This is a genomic window from Shewanella sp. ANA-3 (assembly GCF_000203935.1).
Lineage (GTDB): Bacteria > Pseudomonadota > Gammaproteobacteria > Enterobacterales > Shewanellaceae > Shewanella.
Map to the genome: position 1 here is coordinate 2,717,905 of NC_008577.1, position 18,744 is coordinate 2,736,648.

An 18,744-nucleotide genomic window follows, 5' to 3' on the forward strand; every position below is an offset into this window, starting at 1 on the left:
TACCCTATTGCCGATTGAGGAACGTCCATGCGCATGACCTTAGCCGTTCACCTGCGGCAGTATACCATCCATAGTTTTAGTCCTAATGCTCAATTACCTAGCGAAGTCTTTGCCGAAGAAGTGTACTTTATCGGCCGAACCGAGGAAGGGCTGACAGTCGTGGTATCGAGTGAACTTGAGCTCGACAGTTTAGAGCAAGAACCCCATTGGTGCTGTTTTGAAGTCTTAGGCCCGCTGGGATTTTCGATGACAGGCATTTTATCGAAAATATCCGGTACCTTAGCCGATGTGCAGATCAGTATTTTTGCCCTTTCCACCTTCGATACCGACTATATTTTGGTCAAGAAAAATTGCCTCCAAAGCGCCGTTGCCGCCTTAAAAAAGGCGGGTTACAAGATTATTGAGTCGAACGAAGCGCCATAATATTGCTAAAGAGTTAAACCACTATGTACGAAAAATCTGTCACTATCACCGCAAAACATGGTATTCATACCCGCCCAGCCGCCCTGTTAGTGAAAGAAGCGAAAACCTTCAACTGCGATGTGCTAGTTGAATGCAATGGCAAACAGGCCAGTGCCAAAAGCTTATTTAAATTGCAAACATTAGGCCTGTATCATGGCGTCACCGTCAAAGTGTTTGCCGAAGGTGAGCAGGCACAGGAAGCGGTCGAGAAAGTCTCGGAACTGCTCATCACTTTAAGTTAAACGGCATCTTAGCCAGCTTGATAGGAACGAATATGTCGATTACGGGGATCATAGTGTCATCGGGGATTGCCTTCGGACAGGCGCTCCACCTTACCCAGGCCGAACACCACCTCGATTATCGCCCTATTCCCCTATCACGGATCCCGCAGCAACAGAGTAAATTTGTTAAAGCCCTACAGGCACTGCAGCAACAACTCAGCCACAGCCAAACTAAGCTCGACCCACAAAGCGAAAACTATCAGTTAATTGAAGCCGATTTGTTACTGCTTGAGGACGAAGAGCTTATCGACCAAGTGAAGGAAGCGATCCGCACCCTGCAGTTATCTGCCAGTGTAGCGGTTGAGCGGATCTTCGCCCATCAGGCGAATGAGCTTGAATCCTTAGACGATCCCTATCTTGCCAATCGTGCCCAAGATGTACGATGCCTAGGCCAGCGATTAGTCACGGCTATTAACGGTCGCTTAGATCAAGGCTTAGCCCAGTTAACTGAGCCGACGATCCTCCTGGCGCAAGATCTCACTCCCGCCGAATTTGCGTTATTACCTAAAGAGCAGCTCAGCGGCATAGTACTTAAAACCGGCGGCTTAACCAGCCATACGGCGATTTTAGCCCGCGCGGCGGGGATCCCCGCTATTCTTAGCTGCCAGTTCGATGCCGAGTTTATTCCCAATGGCACACCACTGGTGCTCGATGCCCTCAGTGGTGAGCTTTTTGTTAACCCAGCACCCGAGCTACAGGCACGCTTAACCGTCACATTGCACCATGAGCAAGCCAGACGCGCCGCCCTGCAAGCGTACCGAGATGTGCCCGCCAAGACCCAAGATGGCCACCTCGTAGGCCTGATGGCCAACGTGGGCAACTTGAACGATATCACCCATGTTGGCGATGTGGGTGCCGATGGTATTGGTCTGTTTCGCACCGAGTTTATGCTGATGCACACCAGTACACTGCCGGATGAAAAAGCGCAATACAATCTATACTGCGAAGCCTTGCATGCGTTAGGTGGTAAAACCTTTACGATCAGAACCTTAGATATTGGTGCCGATAAAGAGCTGCCCTGCCTCTGCCAGGAGGTCGAGGACAATCCCGCCCTTGGGCTACGCGGAGTTAGATATACCTTGGCGCATCCTGAGTTGTTTAAGACCCAGCTTAGGGCGATTTTGCGAGCAGCCAACCATGGCCCCATTCGACTCATGTTTCCCATGGTGAATCAGGTTGAAGAACTCGATCAGATTTTTGCCCTCATCGCCGAATGCCAAGACGCCCTCGAAGAGGAAGAAAAAGGCTTCGGCGAACTCAGTTACGGCATAGTGGTTGAAACCCCCGCCGCCGTGATGAATCTTGCTTCTATGCTGCCAAGATTAGATTTTGTGAGCATAGGCACCAATGACTTAACCCAATATGCCATGGCGGCGGATCGCACAAATCCACAACTGACACGGGATTATCCTTCCCTGTCACCGGCGATTTTAGGGCTCATCAAGATGACCGTCGACCAAGCCAAAGCCGCTGGAGTCAAAGTGTCACTCTGTGGCGAACTTGCCAGCTCGCCGCTGATGGTCCCGCTCCTTATCGGTATGGGACTCGATGAACTCAGCGTAAACTTAAGCGCATTGCTGGAGGTAAAGGCCGCCGTTTGCCAAGGGCAATTGACGAAATTTTCTGCGTTAGCGCACACCGCCATGCAACAGAATAGAATTTCAGAACTACAGCAGTGTATAACAAGCTATAAATAATACATTTTATTGGTTATGCTGCTTTACAGACTAAAAAGATAACAACAAAAACAAGCGAAGGGGCACAGGATAATGGGATTTTTAAGCCGAATAAGGCGATTGGTATCAGGGCAACCACAACTGGCTGGCGGCATTATGGTTTACGCCCCAGTGAACGGAGAAATTGTGGCCATTGAAAAGGTCCCCGATGTGGTATTTGCAGAGAAAATTGTGGGTGATGGTATCGCCATCGCCCCCAAGGGAGACACGATTGTCGCCCCAATCGATGGCACCATAGGTAAAATTTTTGAGACTAATCATGCTTTTAGTATTGAGTCGCCACAGGGATTAGAGCTTTTCGTGCACTTTGGCGTTGGTACCGTTGAGCTAAGGGGGCGAGGTTTTAGCCGTTTAGCGGAGGAAGGCCAAGAGGTCAAAGTGGGCGATCCTATTCTGTCTTTTGATATTGATTACCTAAAAGATCAAGTAGATAGCCTACTCACTCCCGTTGTGCTGGCCAATATGGAAGATGTGAAATACTTAGATAAGGCCCAAGGTAGCGTCACCGCAGGTAAAGACGCGATTTTTACTGTTCAGCTTTAACCGTTAATCGCTTTACCGCCCGCTTACGAACGATCACTGGCAGAGCCCCTTGCCTGCCAGTCGCTCTCCCAAACAACGCACAGCTCTCCACCACTGACATCAGGGTTTGCTCAACTGTTTTCGCCAGCGCCGATTCGCGGCATCAATAAGCCGTGATCAGGATAGACTCGTCATCTTCTGTCAGCGGTAATTGCCCCAGTTGCATCAGCTTACCTCTTAACTCAGCAAGTTCTGCAGTAAAAAGCGTCGCACTTGCTTGGTTTAAGTTATGCGTCTCGGCGGCGGGAAATGCATCCTTCACAATCCGCAGCGCGGCAATGTCTTTATAGGGGATGGTCTTGCGGACAAACACAAAATCTCGAGAATCAATCTGGCTAATCACTCGATAAGCGGCTTCATAATCCAGCGAAAAATCAGCATCTCCCACTAAGCGCAGTTGCAGATAAACCCGATGCGCGGCCAAGATACTCAAACATTCTCGCCACTTAGTATTATTCATCTTCATCCTTGAAACACTCTCCTGCTGGCAGCACTTTGGATTGGTAATCGTCTTTGTAGTGCCCGACACTCAAGCTCAATCCCGTGTAAAAAATTAACCTTTAGCAGATTGACGAGTGAGCGGACGCTCCTCAAGATGTGCCACGATAAACACCAAAAACCGAAACAGTGATTTAATTTTAAGATCATAACTGTTATCGGGTTTTGCCGATGCGAGCTTTTGTAAAGATTTGATTTTTGAGTAGGCATTCTCCACCAACTCGGCATTCTCTTTACCCACATATTTAGCAAACTCGGCAAATTCACCGATAAATTTCAGTGTCACTTTACGACGATTCAGGCTGGTCAGCGCTAAACCCTCTTTGATTTTTGCCTCAAAGAGAGTGCACTCAAGCCCTTGAATTATCGCCTGTTGCGGTAAACCACTGCTCAAGGCATCGGCGAGAAAGCCTAAATTAGCCTTTAATTCGAAGCTGATGGCCTGCTTACCCGCCGTCGATTGCTGCCAGCGGCTGCGCTCTTTATCAAAAATGTCGTATAACTCTTTCCAAATACTCATGCCCTGTCCCTGCTGCAAGATGTCTGGCATTGCGGTTCTTTGCCGAGACATGATTTTATTAAGGCAAATTTATCATAGGGTTAAAAATGCTAACACTGTTACTAGGGCGTGTTGACGTTTCCGGGTTGTTTTTACAGCAATTTGGCTGACTTTTATGCAAGGCAACGTCCGTGCAGTGTAGTTATTCTACATAAACGGACGATAACGCAGCAGAAACGTCAGCCAAATGCTGCCCGAAGGGTTCGTCTGGCAAGCCCTTGCTCTTACTTTCTGTCATAAGAGCCGCTCGTCATTTGAGTAGAATAACTACACTTCATTCCTCGTTTCGCAAGCACGTGCTTGCCAGAACGAACAAAATCTAATCTCGAAACGTCAACACGCCCTAAGACATTTAGTAAAAAAATGGCCCGAACATGTCGGGCCATAGTGGTCATAGTCGAAAACGTACGCGCTCAAGAGATAGGTAAAAACCTTATTACTTACCTTATTGCTTAGCTTTGTTCTTTTCGGCCGATTGCTGGCGCAGCGCTTCTTTCTTTTGACGGCGAGCTTCAATCACTTGATTCACATCGCTACCAATATGGGCTTCGTTACGTGATTTCGCTAAGTTCACTTGGCGCTCACGTTCAACGAAACGCTTACGCTGCTCGTCCGAAATCTTATCGATACAATGTGGGCAGCTAACGCCTTGCACATAGGCAGGGCTTAATTTTTCGGCTTCAGTGATCGGCATACGACAAGCATTACATTGATCGTATTGGCCTTTCTTTAAATCATGGTCAACGGCGACGCGGTTATCGAAGACGAAACATTCGCCTTCCCACAGGCTTTCCTCCTGTTTCACCTCTTCGAGGTACTTAAGGATGCCACCTTCGAGGTGATAGACTTCTTCGAAGCCCTGCTCTTTTAAATAAGCGGTTGATTTTTCGCAGCGGATACCGCCAGTACAGAACATCGCCACTTTCTTATGCTTAGCAGGATCGAGATTCTGCTTCACATACTCAGGGAATTCTCTGAAGGTTTCGGTCACTGGGTTAATGGCATTTTTAAAGGTGCCAATTTGCACTTCGTAGTCGTTACGGGTATCCACTAGAATGACTTCTGGATCGGAAATCAGCGCATTCCAGTCCTGTGGCTTAACATAAGTACCCACCACTTTAAGCGGATCGATACCTTCAACGCCCATAGTGACGATTTCTTTTTTCAGCTTCACCTTAGTGCGGTAGAAAGGCATTTCATCGTCAAAGGATAACTTGTAAACGATGTTTTCGAGGCCATTTTGGTTATTCAACCAAGCCAGCAGTGCATCGATGGCGGCTTGAGAGCCGGCCACAGTGCCATTGATCCCTTCGTTTGCCAGCAATAATGTGCCTTTAATATCGGCCTGTTCCATCATGGACAGGAGTGGCTCACGCAGCGACTCAAAATGCGGTAATGAAACAAACTTATATAAAGCACAAACAACAACGTTAGACATAACACCCTCAACTGCTGGCTGGAGCTTAATTTCCAGTGCATTAACTAATAACCAACCTAAGCCTAGGCCGGGTCGCAAAAATCGGCCGAAATTCTACCTGAGTCACAGTCAGATAAACACAGACAAAAACCAAGGTCATTGTTTATTTACAAGCCAAACGGTGGAAAAATCAGTAATAAACGCAGTATTTCTGTTTTAAAGTCACTACTATTGCCGACTTTTAAGCCGCAGCAGTGGCAAATTGCTTTTATGATTGCTTTAAGGAACACAACTATGCCCTTACCCATACTCTACAGTTTTCGCCGTTGTCCTTATGCCATGCGCGCTCGCCTTGGCCTATTGCTCGGCCAATGCCAGGTAGAAGTGCGGGAAATCACCCTTAAAGCAAAACCCACAGCAATGTTAGCCATCTCCCCCAAGGGCACAGTGCCGGTATTACAGCTCCCTACAGGTGAGGTGATTGCCGAGAGCTTAGAGATTATGCGCTGGGCACTGACAAATACTCATTCACAAGCCACACAGCCGTTACTCGGAGAAACCGCGTCAGCGCAAAACTTGATTACTGCACTTATCGCGCAGAATGATGTTGAATTTAAACCTTGGCTGGATAAGTACAAATATGCCGACCGTTATCCTGAATACACCCAGGCGGATTATTTTGCCAAGGCCAGCACTTTTCTTGAACGACTCGAAGCACAGCTTCAGCAACATCCTTATCTAATCGGAGCCACGTTAAGCCTTGCTGATTACGCTATTGTGCCTTTTATCCGCCAATTTACGGCGGTGGATAGCAAACGGGATCTGACAGTTGCGTTTCCACGCCTAATGAACTGGTTAACGACACTAACCAGCAGTGAGATATTTCTACAAGCAATGGAAAAATATGTGATCTGGCAGGCTGGCAATCCGCCGACTTACTTGTTAGGAACGTCTATAAGTGAATAAGAATTAAAGTTTATTTTTGATATACATAATAGCAATCGGTAAAATGTTCGAGTAAAGTACGTAGCACTTAGGTAAAGTAACTTAATCGTTTTTAACATTTTATGCTAAATCATCACGATGAATGACAGGGATCAGGTACTTGGAAAATACGGATATTAAGATCATTGCGATGCTCATAGGGCTAACCCTACTACATTGCGTCTTTGCGCGTAGGGTATTTAAGAGTCAAGCTAACCTTAGCACCAATAAAAAATGCCTCTGGTGTCTACTGAGTTTATTTTTAGGACCCATAGGCTACTATGCCTACCACGGATTAATCCCCTTAGATAAACTGCCAAATGACTAAGTTAATTTAAGCTCACCGATGTTTTCTAAGGGTGTTGAATGAGCCATAAAAAAGCGCGAACAATATCGCGCTTTTTTATTAGGTTTGCTTCTATAAATGACTGTGCAATAACACATCATCCTCGGGATCTTTTTTGATCACTGGCGCCTGCCCCTCGGCTAACGCTTGTTTGTAACTTTGGTTCATTTTCAGCGCCAGATATAAATCGGGTCTGATCAAGATACCGCCTTCACCGGACTGCATTCCCGCTTGTTCAAACCAGCCGAGCATCTGTCGTTTACGACCGGCTAAAACTAAGCGTATGCCGCGCTTCTTCAGTAGTTGATGTAAATCCGCAAGCATGGCCATCACACTCAAATCTAAGTGAGTAAAACACGGCACAGCATCGATGATAATGCAATCAACGGGCTCTGGCTCGCGGATAAACTTCTCCAGTAGGCGGCGCTTAAAGTAAGTGGCGTTGAAGTAGGTTAACGGCGAGTTGAAACGGTAGATAAACACGCCTGGTACAGATTTGGCTTTGCCAGAATCATCCACACTGCGAATCACCCCTTTTTGGTCCAGCCCGAGGACTTGGTCGGTTGGGCGCATCACTGTTGCTAAAAATTGGAATAAGCCCAGCAGTACCGCCAAGGTAATGCCAGGAATAACCCCAATAAACAGCACCGAAAACAACGTTGTACAGGCGAGTAAAAAGGCGGAGCGATCCCGCACGCGCAGGTTCCACAACGCCTTTAAATCAATCAAGGAAATCGAAGCAATCACCAATACCACGCCGAGCGCGGAACTGGGGATATATTTCAGTGGTGCGGTAAAAAATAGCGCGACTAATGCAATTAATACCGCTGCGATGATGGACACCAACTGACTCTTACCGCCGTTTGCATCGTTAACCGCAGTGCGCGAATCGGCGCCACTGACGGCAAAACCCTGAGATAAAGCCGAAGCGATATTGGCAATCCCTAGGGCGCGAAACTCTTTATCCGCATCGATATCGTAGCCATTTTTTGCCGCAAAACTGCGCGCCGTCAGCATCATGCTCACAAAGCTCACCATGGCTAAGTTGAGTGCGGGCACCACCAGTTCACGGGCAATACCGATATCGAACACAGGCGCTTGGAACGATGGCAAGCCAGCGCTCACCTCACCCACCACATTGATATCTAAGCTGGTTAAGTTAAAGGCCCAGACTAAAAACGCCGCCATAGCCATCGCACACATAGAGGCTGGCCACTGTGGACGATATCGTTTCACTAAGGCATAGGTTGCTAAGGTCACCACACCCATCAGCAAGGTAGGCCAGTGGGTTCGAGTTAAATAGGAAGGCGCACCGGATAAACGCTCAATCAAATAACGTTCATCGAAGGTAAAACCAAAAATTTTCGAGAATTGGCCAACGATAATGGTGATCGCCACACCATTGAGTAGCCCCATTAGGATAGGTTTGGAGAGAAAGTCAGCTAATACCCCAAGGCGAAAACGGCTGGCGATTAAGCACCAAAAGCCGGTCATCGCCGTCATGGTCATCACCAATTGCCAGTGCTTCATGCTATCGCCTGCTGCAAGCGGCGTCACCACTGCGGCAATCACGGCGCAGGTGGCGGCATCGGGACCAACAATCAATTGTCTAGATGTGCCAAACAGTGCATATACCAACATGGGCAGCACGCAGGAGTATAAACCCACGGCGGCATTAACCCCGGTCAATTGGGCGTAGGCGATAGCAACGGGTAAAGCAACCGCCGCCACAGATAATCCCGCCCTCACATCATCCCTGAGCCATTGCTTCTCATACTGCAGCATCTGCGCCAAACCGGGCATTAACGATACTAAACTGGGAAACTTCACGCAGTAACCTCCATATACTCACTCCCAAGTTAATCACTAACTTGCGGTGGCTAAGTATAACTAAGCCTCAATGGGATCCCAAAAGGCCGTTACCTAAAAAAGCCACCAATAGTATGTTGGTTATGGCATAAAGCCAATCCTTACGCGAGTCAGTATCCCAGAATATTTAAGCTTTTAGCGCAATTAGCACTCTTTAACGCAGGATCATAGGTAAGGACACCAACAATAAACTGCCCATAAACCAGTTAAAATGACGTCGACGTTTATCCGTATTCAGCTTTTTACTGATTGCAGCGCCCACAAATACCCAAGTGAAGGACGCGGGAAATCCCACCAGATTAAACACCAGCACGCCCAATACCGCACTGAGCCAAAAGCCATCGCCCCCTAAAGTAAACGCGCTGCAAAGGGTAATGGTCGACATCCAAGATTTGGGATTAATCCACTGAAACAGCGCCGCCTCCATCACACTCATCGGCTTACGCCCTTCATCCAAATGTGCCGCCTTAACGGGAGAGGTCACTAATCGATAGGCAAGGTGCAGTAAATACACTAATGCCGCATACTTTAGCACTTGATGCAACACCGGAAACGCCTCGAACAAAGCACCAAGTCCCAGTAATACCGACAGATGCAGAGAAGTCGAGCCTAAGCGGATCCCCGCAATATGCGGAATGGTGCGCATCACCCCGAAATGGGCGCCAGAGCTGGCGAGTAAAATATTATTCGGCCCAGGAGTCATGGTCATGGTTGCACAAAAGAGTGCTGCAGAGGCCATCAAGGTCCAGAGTTGTGGGTCATTGACAAGTTGAATATCCATAAACACCTTAAATTGTACGCATACAATATTTGACAATAAACGATACAATAAATAATATAGGTAGATTAATGGAGATCAATGGATTTATTGTCATGGGTACAATTTGGACGCCAGATCTAGAGGTATTTACTGGTCCTAAATATCAACGTCTCGTCAGTGCCATTGAGCAAGGCATTTTGCGTAAAATCCTGCCCCATGGTACAAAACTCCCACCACAGCGACGTTTAGCCGATGCGTTAGGGGTGACCATAGGCACTGTCACACGGGCCTACGCCCTTGCGGAGCAGCGCGGCTATGTGGAAGCACGTATCGGTGATGGGACTTATGTCAACGCTTCTCCCGTGCCAGAGCTCAGTAACTTGCAGCTCAATATGGCGACGTGTCAGCAGCCGCTGACGGATCAAATTAGTACCCTGAGTGATTGTCTAAGCCAACTGGCTAAGGATCCTGCAAAACTGAGTCAACTCCTTGGCTATCGCGCCAGCCCCTTAGATCAGCATCAGCAGGTATTTCACCACTGGCTTTTACAACGTGGGATTGAACAGCAACCCGAGCAATTGATCTTTACCCATGGTGGCCAACAGGCCATTTTTGCCTGCCTTAATGCCTTCCTCACCAAGGGCGAGGTACTCCTGCACGAGCAGTACAGCTATCCCGGAGTGCGAATTTGCGCAAAACAATTAGGTATCAATAGCATTGGCGTGCCGTTAACCTCTGACGGGGTCGACCTCGCTAGATTCGAAGCCTTAGTGCAAATCCACCAACCTAAGCTGGTGTATTTAACCCTTAACAATCAAAACCCTACCTGCATTGAATACAGTGAGCAACAGAGAGAAAAACTGTTAACACTCGCGGAGCAGTATCAGTTTTATATCATTGAAGATGATGTGAATTATTGCCTCCCTGAAGAATGGCACCCTCCGCTGTGGCAGTTAGCACAGACGCTGAATTGCCCGAGGGTCATTTACATTTCAAGCCTGTCTAAGCTGTTTTCAGGGGGCTTAAGGCAAGGTTTTATCCTCGTGCCCGAGCCGCTCATCGCGCCATTGCGCCTCGCCATTCATAGCCAGTGCTGGATGGTTTCGCCACTCAATGTGGAGCTCGCCTGTCAACTGATCAAGCGCGGGCAAATCACCGCCAATCGCGATGCCATTGTTCGTTCGCGTCAACAGCAGTGCATGGCATTGGGCGACAGGCTGGGGTTAACTCAACGCTGGCGTGGTTTAAATGGCTGGGTTCAGTTGCCCGAAGACATTAAAGCCCATCATCTGGTGACCGCCTTAGCGGCGAAAGGTGTGCTGATCCGTAATGGGGATGACTTTAACTGCCATGATAACTTTATCCGTTTAAGTTTAGGTGGCGCCGAAAACGATACCCAATTCCAGCTTGCGCTCGAATGTATCGAATCCACCTTTAATGCCCTCAAGCAAAACGCCTATTCAGTCGTTTAACGTTGCATTTTTATCGCGAGAAAGAAGCAAAAAGAAACGCCAGAGTGATGCTCTGGCGTTTTAAACTTGGTTAATCACAAGCATTTTAGGTGTCGAGATGTAACGTTATAGCACCTTGAACACAAACTATGGCTATTGCACCTTAATCTGGTACACGCTGGTTGTGCCACTGACTTCATTGCCGATAATCAGCAGAGGTTGACCATTTGGACTCTTCTCTGTACTCACAAACTTCATGCCTTCTGGCCCTAAATCTCCCGCCAAACTGGCATCGCCTTTCACTTCGCCAGTATCTGTATCTATGCTGAAATCCGCCTCAAAATCTCGGTTTACCACATAATCAACAAAATGCACGTCAAAGGGATTGGTCACATCGTAAATCATAAAACCAGAGGTACGTTCAAGCCCGATAAAGGCATAGAGTTTCTGGCCAATTTTGCCGAGGGCTAAGGCTTCAGGCTCGGGTCCCTTATCGTCACTGCGACTATCGCCTTTGTTTTCTTCGTTGTTATTGTTGAAGTTATTGCCTAATAAGGCTGCGGTGATCCGCTCAAAATCGCTACCACTGTCAAACACCTGTTGACCATCAGCCGTCCAGATTGAGAAGGAGCGCGCGCCGAAGCTCACGATTTTGTCATAATCGCCGTCGTTATCCTCATCCCCCATACTCTTAGTCACTTTCAAACGGGCTAATTGAGTCTTATCTTTCGCGGCGGCAAATTGTGGATGATTAGGATCTAAGGTTAAGTCACCGGCGCGGGCTTCCTCCGAAAACCCAGCATAGTCGCGGGAATCCCCTTCGTTTGCGGTAACAATAAAATCAGCATTATTCCAACGGTAACTCGCTACGGTATCAGGCTGATACATGCCATATACGCCCGCATAGGCCTGAAGGTTGATCATATCGTCCTTATCACTTGCATCAATTTTATTCACATCAAGACCGTAATCCTTCAGTCCCAAAGGTAAAATCTTCGCCACTTTGGCATTGGCGATATCAATCACGGCGATGGCATTGTTCTCCTGCAAACTCACGAAGGCACGGCTGTTATCGGGACTGACACTGATATACTCAGGCTCTAAGTCCTGCGCGACAGTGGCCATAGGGCCATTGATTTTAATGTCCTTGGTGATTTCATTATAGCGAGCATTGCCCTGATTGAACTCGGTGAATGTCACTAGCGTTGCCGTCGCTGCGGGTTTACCATCCGCAATGGCGATAATGGCCACACTGCCCTCAGGATCGACACTATAGTCTTGATTTGGTTCGCCTTCGTTGGCAACGAGTACCGTTTTACCATCATGACTAAACACCACGTTATCCGGTAATGCACCAACTTCAACCGCGCTAAGATACTGCGGCGTGTCATTGCCGTTGAGTTGATAGAAAGCCACATAACCATTGGCTTGAGTCTTATTGCCCGCCGCATCGCCGCGCTCAATGGCCGCCGCTAACAAGTTACCAGAAATACTGACGCTGTTAACGCTGCCCATAAAACTTAAGCCCACATCCTTGGCGACATCCAGCTCGCCGAGCTTATCAAGATTATTCAAGGCTAATGGCGCAGTTGCCGTGGTCGCATTACCAAGTAAGTGAGCATCGATAATGTCGACTTTACCGCTTCTCGCATTAACCACAAAAATACGCTGAGAAGCACTGTGATATTCGACAATCTCAGCGGCACTCAGGCCATAAACGCCCGTTTGATGACGGCCAATCAGCTCAGCTGTGACTCCCGCAGCTTGAGGTTGGCAAATAAATTGTGTTTGCGCCGCATCGATTTCAGTTTCTTCCAACTCGCCATTACGATTCGCATCAAGCCCGGTATCGATACGTTGACCACTGGCGGGACAGTTCGCATCACCTATGGCGAGTGCGGTCACTTTAACTAATGAATTGAAGCCATTATCCCCCTGCTCACCATTGGTACCGTCATCACCATTACAGGCACCAAGGAGTATACTTGCCAGTATCGCACCGGCCAGCGGCAGTCGTTTTGTGTTCATTGCATCATTCCTGAATGTGTTGTTATTAGTCGTAGGGTTAAGCTAAAGCCCATTAAACTAATCCGCATTCAAGACGGTTAGATGACATACAGATGACACTGGAGTGACAATCTCAGTCGAATGAATGACGCTCAGGCGTACATTGGTAAATTAATGCAATACAAGGACAGTAAAGCGATTTTGGTTACAATTTAAGTGTAAAGATATCGTCATCGAGATTGGCTTATTTGCCCGAGCGTTTTACTATGTTATGGCTTAATATCCTTATACTCGATGACAAGACCTCTCATTCAGTTCAACTGTTGGCTGAGTCTTCGCTGGTCACTCATTTCTCCCCTATACTCCTCCAATGCTCATGGCGAGATACGCTATGGCAATCGAGGCGAAATGAGCCGCGAATAGGCAAAATTGTTACCCTACAATTTTGTTTTTCGAGTGACATAACACTTTATATCGCCTTCTTTCGCCACCCGAGGTAACTGTGGACCCACAACCGTCAAGCTATCCGACTAAACCGAGCGACATTCCCCATTTGGCCCTGCTGATCCCTATGCTCGCCGCTATTGTTGCGATCACGCCGCTCGCGATCGACATGTATTTGCCCGCCATGGCAACCCTCGCCCATAGTTTCCATACAGATATCACCCTAGTGCAACAATCCTTAAGTGTTTACTTGGGCGGCTACGCCTTGGGTATGCTGTGCTTTGGCCCACTTGCAGACCGTATTGGTCGTCGCCCCATGGTAATAATGGGTCTCTCGGGCTTTATGGTAGTCAGCCTGTTATTGGGCTTAGCCGAGCAGATTGAAGTGTTTTTAGGACTGCGCTTTTTACAAGCCTTTATCGGCGCTGCGGCCACTGTGGTCGTCCCTGGGTATATCAAAGAAGTCTATGGTGAAAACACGGCTAAGGGTATGTCTTATGTCAGTTTAATCATGATGTTAGCACCATTATTAGCACCCAGCATCGGTAGCCTTATCCTCGAGCTTGGCAAATGGCATTTGATCTTCTTTATCCAATCGGCCTATGCCATGTTGTTGCTGTTGTTGGTCATTACGTTGCTCAGAATGCCGAGCGATAAAGATCAGAGTAGCCGCAGTCAAAAATCCTTTTTAGGGGCTTATGCTACTGTGTTTTCACGTCCCGGCGTCAAAATGAACATTGCCAGTGGCGTGCTTACCTCTTTTGCGTTTTTTTGTTATTTAACCGCGTCGCCCTTTGTCTATATGGAGGTTTTTTCCCTAGATAAATCCTTATTCGCCCTGCTCTTTAGTACCAATGTGGGCGCACTGATGCTGGCAAATATTATCAATACCCGAATTGTGGGCCGTTATGGTTCGTTGAGGATGCTGCACGTGTCGACCTTTTTCGGTGCGCTGGCGGCGGTAGGTTTACTGGGAGTGAACTTACTGGGGCTCAGTTATCATTTCACCGTATTGATGTTGATCCCGCTGATGGGGAGCCTTGGTATCATGTCGGTCAACGCCGATGCTATTGTGCTGATGAAATTCAAGCAGGAAACGGGCACTGCAACGGCAGTGATTGGCACCCTAAGATTCGGTTTTGGCGCCCTTGCTGGGCCATTACTCGCGCTGTTTTACAATGGCACCGCAGTGCCCTTCTCGGCATTAATGCTGACGGCGGTATTGTTGGTGGGATTCTGTCAATTTAACCGACCGACTCACCAAGCCAAGCCGAAGGAGTAATCTGCATCTTTATGCCACGTAAACAATGCAATTGTGGTATTCATCGCTTTTGTGGTTGATTTGTAACAAATTAAGTGTTTTCTAAATAAACGGCACTCAGGTTATATATAGAACCTTGAGTGCCGTTTTTCATTGTAAATCTGCTAACCCATTCTAATTAAAGCGATTAAATAAAATCACCATAAATAAAAACTCCCGTTTCATAAGCGTTTATCGCGTCTAAACATGAAATTGTTTCAAGTTGGTTATTTTTTACATAAAAGCCTTGAAATGTGTTCTTTTTTGAATATGATGAAATTCTGTTCATTGCAACAGCTGCTGCATCCAAAGGGATGAGCGCTTGAAATCGATGATTTCAAGCTCAGCAATCGGAGTCTGAATTACCCTTCAGGCTTATTTTTAGAGCGATTACCGTCGCTGTAACAAGATACTGTTTACCGTAACGGTACTATGCAATAGGAGTTTCACATGGAGAAGTTATCCGGCGCCAGCATGATTGTGCGATCCCTTATCGATGAAGGTGTAAAGCACATATTTGGTTATCCTGGCGGCTCAGTGTTAGATATCTACGACGCCCTGCACCTTATCCCCGGTATTGAACATATTCTGGTTCGCCACGAACAAGCCGCCGTACATATGGCCGATGGTTATGCCCGCGCCACGGGTAAAGTAGGCGTGGTACTCGTGACCTCAGGCCCAGGTGCCACCAATGCCATTACCGGCATCGCTACCGCCTATATGGATTCAATTCCATTAGTGGTGTTATCCGGCCAAGTACCCAGCAATCTTATCGGTAATGATGCGTTCCAAGAATGCGACATGATTGGGATTTCACGCCCAGTCGTCAAACACAGCTTTTTAGTACAAGATCCTACTCAAATACCTGAAATCATTAAAAAAGCCTTTTATATTGCTTCCACGGGGCGCCCCGGCCCCGTCGTTGTCGACTTGCCAAAGGATTGCCTCAATCCTGCATTGCTGCACGACTATATTTACCCCGAGAGCATTAAAATGCGTTCCTATAATCCAACGACATCGGGCCACAAGGGGCAAATTCGCCGTGGATTACAGGCATTACTGGCGGCGAAAAAACCCGTGCTTTATGTGGGTGGCGGCGCCATTATCTCCAGCTGTGAAAAGCAAATCTTAGCCCTAGCGGAAAAATTAAATATCCCCGTTGTCAGCACCTTGATGGGCCTTGGCGCTTTCCCTGGCACCCATAAAAACAGCTTAGGCATGCTGGGGATGCACGGTCGCTATGAAGCCAACATGACCATGCATAACTGCGATCTTATCTTCGGGATTGGCGTGCGTTTCGATGACAGAACCACCAACAACATCGAGAAATACTGCCCAAATGCCACTATTTTGCATATCGATATCGACCCTTCATCGATTTCAAAAACCGTCCGAGTGGATATCCCCATCGTTGGCTCGGCAGACATCGTACTGGACAGCATGTTAGCCCTGCTGGAGGAGTCGAAGGAGAGCAACGATAGCGAGGCAATTAATCAATGGTGGCAAGAAATCACAGTATGGCGTAACCGCAATTGCTTGGCATACGATAAGGAAAGCAACCGGATCAAACCACAGCAAGTGATTGAAACTCTTTATAAACTCACTAATGGCGAGGCCTATGTTGCCTCGGATGTGGGCCAGCATCAAATGTTTGCCGCGCTCTATTATCCCTTTGATAAACCTCGCCATTGGATTAACTCCGGCGGCCTTGGCACCATGGGCTTTGGTTTACCCGCTGCCATGGGAGTCAAAATGGCAATGCCTGACGAAACCGTTGTGTGCGTCACGGGCGATGGTTCGATTCAAATGAATATTCAAGAGCTTTCAACCGCTCTGCAATACGATACGCCGGTTAAAATTATCAACTTAAACAACCGTTTCCTCGGCATGGTGAAACAGTGGCAGGATATGATCTACTCGGGTCGCCATTCCCATTCCTATATGGATTCGGTACCCAACTTTGCCAAAATTGCCGAAGCCTATGGCCATGTTGGCATGACGATTAGCGATCCCGCTGAGCTTGAGTCTAAGATGGCCGAAGCCCTCGCCATGAAAGACAGACTGGTATTTATCGACATTATGGTGGATGAGACTGAGCACGTGTATCCCATGCTTATCCGCGGCGGCGCGATGAATGAAATGTGGTTAAGCAAAACGGAGAAATGCTAATGCGTCGAATTATATCTGTATTACTCGAAAACCAATCCGGCGCATTATCTCGTGTTGTCGGTCTGTTTTCCCAACGCGGTTACAACATCGAAAGTTTAACTGTGGCACCAACCGATGATAACACCTTATCGCGCCTCAATATTACCGTAGTGGCCGACGAAAAGGTGCTAGAGCAAATCGAGAAACAACTGCACAAGTTAGTCGATGTGCTCAAGGTGTCGAATGTCACCGAATCGGCTTATATTGAGCGGGAGTTGGCACTGGTTAAAGTCCGCGCTCAAGGGGAATTACGGGAAGAAATTAAGCGTACCGCCGATATCTTCCGTGGGCAGATTGTCGATGTCACTGCCAATCTCTACACCATTCAATTGGTGGGCACGACCGAAAAACTCGATGCCTTTATTCATTCCATGGGTGAAGTGACCAAAGTGGTTGAAGTGTCGCGCTCGGGCGTTGTGGGCTTAGCCCGCGGCGAAAAAGCGATGAGAGCCTAATGGCGCTGAAATGCCCATCAACGCATGCGAACTTGCCATCGCAATGCTTTGAAATAGCCAACATGGGATTTTAATTGGTGGGATAACAATAAGGGGAGCACTAAGCTCCCCTTCTTTATCCGCGCAATTAAGGATTAGGACTGACCATCTAATAGGCGCGAGGTGGTGATTTCAATCTTGCGTGGTTTTAACGCTTCAGGGATCTCACGCACTAAATCAATGTTCAATAAACCATTCTCTAAACTGGCACCCAATACTGTCACATAATCGGCCAGTTGGAAGGTACGCTCAAACCCGCGCTCGGCAATACCTTGGTATAGGTATTTACGCTCGGTTTGGCTTTCGGCCTTATTGCCTTTCACCAGTAATTTCTCACCTTCGCTACTGATCTCAAGCTCTTCCATCGAGAACCCTGCCACGGCCATAGTAATGCGATAACGATTTTCGCCAAGGAGTTCAATGTTATATGGAGGATAACCTGAGTTGCCATTATTCGCGGCAGCGTGTTCTGCCATCTGGGCTAAACGATCAAAACCAATAGCACTACGGTAAAGAGGAGTTAAATCATAAGTACGCATATTCATATCCTTGTCTTAAGCAATATGGAAAAATGGCGAACGTTTTTGAATTGAAAACGCATTTGTCTCGCCTAAATTAACTTCTGTCCTAGCGGCACAGAATCGATTGGGATCCTCATCGAGCGATCCTGCAATAGATATAAGGATAGGAAAGCGTATTTCAAGGCAGTTTTTTAAAATTTTTTAAAAGCTAAATAAAAAGAACAGGTTATTAGCATTAAAAACCTTGTATCAGGCGTGGTTAGTCGAATATCGCCAATAAAAAAGGAGCCCTTAGGCTCCCTTCTTCGGTCTCACACTCAGATTAACGAGTACGTGGACACAGTTCTTCAGCACTGAAGAAGTAAGCAATTTCACGCGCAGCAGATTCTAAAGCGTCAGAACCGTGAGCAGCGTTTTCGTCGATGCTTTCAGCGAAATCGGCACGGATAGTACCTGGAGCCGCTTGAGCTGGGTTAGTTGCACCTAAAATTTCGCGGTGAGCTAAAACAGCGTTTTCGCCTTCTAAAACTTGAACCATGATTGGGCCAGAAGTCATGAAAGCAACCAGAGCACCGAAGAAGCCACGCTCGCTATGCTCAGCATAGAAACCTTCAGCTTGTTCTTTAGTCAGGTGTAACATTTTAGCTGCAACGATCTTCAGACCAGCAGTTTCAAAACGGTTGTAGATTGCACCGATGTGGTTTTTAGCAACAGCATCAGGCTTAATGATAGAAAATGTGCGTTCGATCGCCATAACAAGCTTCCTTTGTCAGCAAGTTTGAAAAAATTCGCGCGGATTATACGAAATTTAAAAACCAAATCCTA

The 18,744-nt window shown here is 47.4% G+C and carries 18 protein-coding genes; 10 read left to right on the top strand and 8 right to left on the bottom strand.

From position 1 onward, the window contains the following. Positions 1–27: 27 nt before the first annotated feature. The 4 genes from SHEWANA3_RS11895 (at position 28) to crr (ending at position 3,022) form a co-directional block, all read left to right on the top strand. Positions 28–423 (top strand): ACT domain-containing protein, encoded by a 396-nt coding sequence (locus SHEWANA3_RS11895; protein WP_011717204.1) that lies wholly within the window; start codon positions 28–30, stop codon positions 421–423. A gap of 23 nt (positions 424–446) precedes the next feature. Next, positions 447–704, top strand: coding sequence for an HPr family phosphocarrier protein (locus tag SHEWANA3_RS11900; RefSeq protein ID WP_011717205.1), 258 nt, complete (start codon positions 447–449; stop codon positions 702–704). A 32-nt stretch (positions 705–736) separates the two neighbouring features. Further along, positions 737–2,440 carry a phosphoenolpyruvate--protein phosphotransferase gene (ptsP, locus tag SHEWANA3_RS11905; RefSeq protein WP_011717206.1) on the top strand — a complete coding sequence of 568 codons (1,704 nt, stop codon included), beginning with the start codon at positions 737–739 and terminating at the stop codon, positions 2,438–2,440. A gap of 72 nt (positions 2,441–2,512) precedes the next feature. Next, positions 2,513–3,022, top strand: coding sequence for a PTS glucose transporter subunit IIA (gene crr, locus SHEWANA3_RS11910; protein WP_011622534.1), 510 nt, complete (start codon positions 2,513–2,515; stop codon positions 3,020–3,022). A gap of 142 nt (positions 3,023–3,164) precedes the next feature. Here the strand turns inward: crr and SHEWANA3_RS11915 are convergent, their stop codons facing one another. From SHEWANA3_RS11915 to SHEWANA3_RS11925, 3 genes are all read right to left on the bottom strand, one after another. Then, entirely contained in the window at positions 3,165–3,521 is a 357-nt protein-coding gene (locus tag SHEWANA3_RS11915) for a hypothetical protein (RefSeq protein WP_244096561.1), read from the bottom strand. Positions 3,522–3,614: 93 nt separating this feature from the next. Beyond that, positions 3,615–4,079 carry a hypothetical protein gene (locus SHEWANA3_RS11920; RefSeq protein ID WP_041413047.1) on the bottom strand — a complete coding sequence of 155 codons (465 nt, stop codon included), beginning with the start codon at positions 4,077–4,079 and terminating at the stop codon, positions 3,615–3,617. 484 nt (positions 4,080–4,563) lie between these two features. Beyond that, positions 4,564–5,556, bottom strand: a complete 993-nt coding sequence (locus SHEWANA3_RS11925; protein ID WP_011717209.1) for a rhodanese-related sulfurtransferase — start codon at positions 5,554–5,556, stop codon at positions 4,564–4,566. Positions 5,557–5,829: 273 nt separating this feature from the next. Between SHEWANA3_RS11925 and SHEWANA3_RS11930 the strand changes: the two genes are divergently transcribed. Next, positions 5,830–6,501 (top strand): glutathione S-transferase, encoded by a 672-nt coding sequence (locus tag SHEWANA3_RS11930; RefSeq protein WP_011717210.1) that lies wholly within the window; start codon positions 5,830–5,832, stop codon positions 6,499–6,501. 121 nt (positions 6,502–6,622) lie between these two features. Next, positions 6,623–6,847 (top strand): hypothetical protein, encoded by a 225-nt coding sequence (locus SHEWANA3_RS11935; protein WP_011717211.1) that lies wholly within the window; start codon positions 6,623–6,625, stop codon positions 6,845–6,847. A 90-nt stretch (positions 6,848–6,937) separates the two neighbouring features. Here SHEWANA3_RS11935 and SHEWANA3_RS11940 read toward each other — a convergent pair whose 3' ends face one another. Beyond that, positions 6,938–8,695 carry a SulP family inorganic anion transporter gene (locus SHEWANA3_RS11940; protein WP_011717212.1) on the bottom strand — a complete coding sequence of 586 codons (1,758 nt, stop codon included), beginning with the start codon at positions 8,693–8,695 and terminating at the stop codon, positions 6,938–6,940. A gap of 193 nt (positions 8,696–8,888) precedes the next feature. Continuing rightward, the gene (locus tag SHEWANA3_RS11945; protein ID WP_011717213.1) at positions 8,889–9,515 is read right to left on the bottom strand and encodes a LysE family translocator; all 627 of its coding nucleotides are present in this window, start codon (positions 9,513–9,515) and stop codon (positions 8,889–8,891) included. A gap of 92 nt (positions 9,516–9,607) precedes the next feature. Here SHEWANA3_RS11945 and SHEWANA3_RS11950 point away from each other — a divergent pair, with 92 nt between their 5' ends. Beyond that, on the top strand, positions 9,608–10,966 hold the full coding sequence (locus SHEWANA3_RS11950; RefSeq protein ID WP_041413048.1) for a PLP-dependent aminotransferase family protein: 1,359 nt from the start codon (positions 9,608–9,610) through the stop codon (positions 10,964–10,966). A gap of 132 nt (positions 10,967–11,098) precedes the next feature. On the opposite strand, the gene SHEWANA3_RS11955 is transcribed toward SHEWANA3_RS11950, so the two are convergent. After that, positions 11,099–12,973 carry a choice-of-anchor I family protein gene (locus SHEWANA3_RS11955; protein ID WP_011717215.1) on the bottom strand — a complete coding sequence of 625 codons (1,875 nt, stop codon included), beginning with the start codon at positions 12,971–12,973 and terminating at the stop codon, positions 11,099–11,101. Positions 12,974–13,523: 550 nt separating this feature from the next. Between SHEWANA3_RS11955 and SHEWANA3_RS11960 the strand changes: the two genes are divergently transcribed. From SHEWANA3_RS11960 to ilvN, 3 genes are all read left to right on the top strand, one after another. After that, the gene (locus SHEWANA3_RS11960; protein ID WP_244096620.1) at positions 13,524–14,678 is read left to right on the top strand and encodes a multidrug effflux MFS transporter; all 1,155 of its coding nucleotides are present in this window, start codon (positions 13,524–13,526) and stop codon (positions 14,676–14,678) included. A gap of 468 nt (positions 14,679–15,146) precedes the next feature. Next, on the top strand, positions 15,147–16,865 hold the full coding sequence (locus SHEWANA3_RS11965; protein ID WP_011717217.1) for an acetolactate synthase 3 large subunit: 1,719 nt from the start codon (positions 15,147–15,149) through the stop codon (positions 16,863–16,865). After that, positions 16,865–17,359 carry an acetolactate synthase small subunit gene (gene ilvN, locus SHEWANA3_RS11970; RefSeq protein ID WP_011622520.1) on the top strand — a complete coding sequence of 165 codons (495 nt, stop codon included), beginning with the start codon at positions 16,865–16,867 and terminating at the stop codon, positions 17,357–17,359. Before SHEWANA3_RS11965 ends, ilvN begins: the two co-directional genes overlap by 1 nt. Before the next feature lie 134 nt (positions 17,360–17,493). Here the strand turns inward: ilvN and SHEWANA3_RS11975 are convergent, their stop codons facing one another. Then, complete coding sequence (locus SHEWANA3_RS11975) at positions 17,494–17,937, bottom strand: Hsp20 family protein (protein WP_011622519.1); 444 nt, start codon at positions 17,935–17,937, stop codon at positions 17,494–17,496. A gap of 304 nt (positions 17,938–18,241) precedes the next feature. Then, entirely contained in the window at positions 18,242–18,673 is a 432-nt protein-coding gene (gene ndk, locus SHEWANA3_RS11980) for a nucleoside-diphosphate kinase (protein WP_011717218.1), read from the bottom strand. Positions 18,674–18,744: the final 71 nt, after the last annotated feature.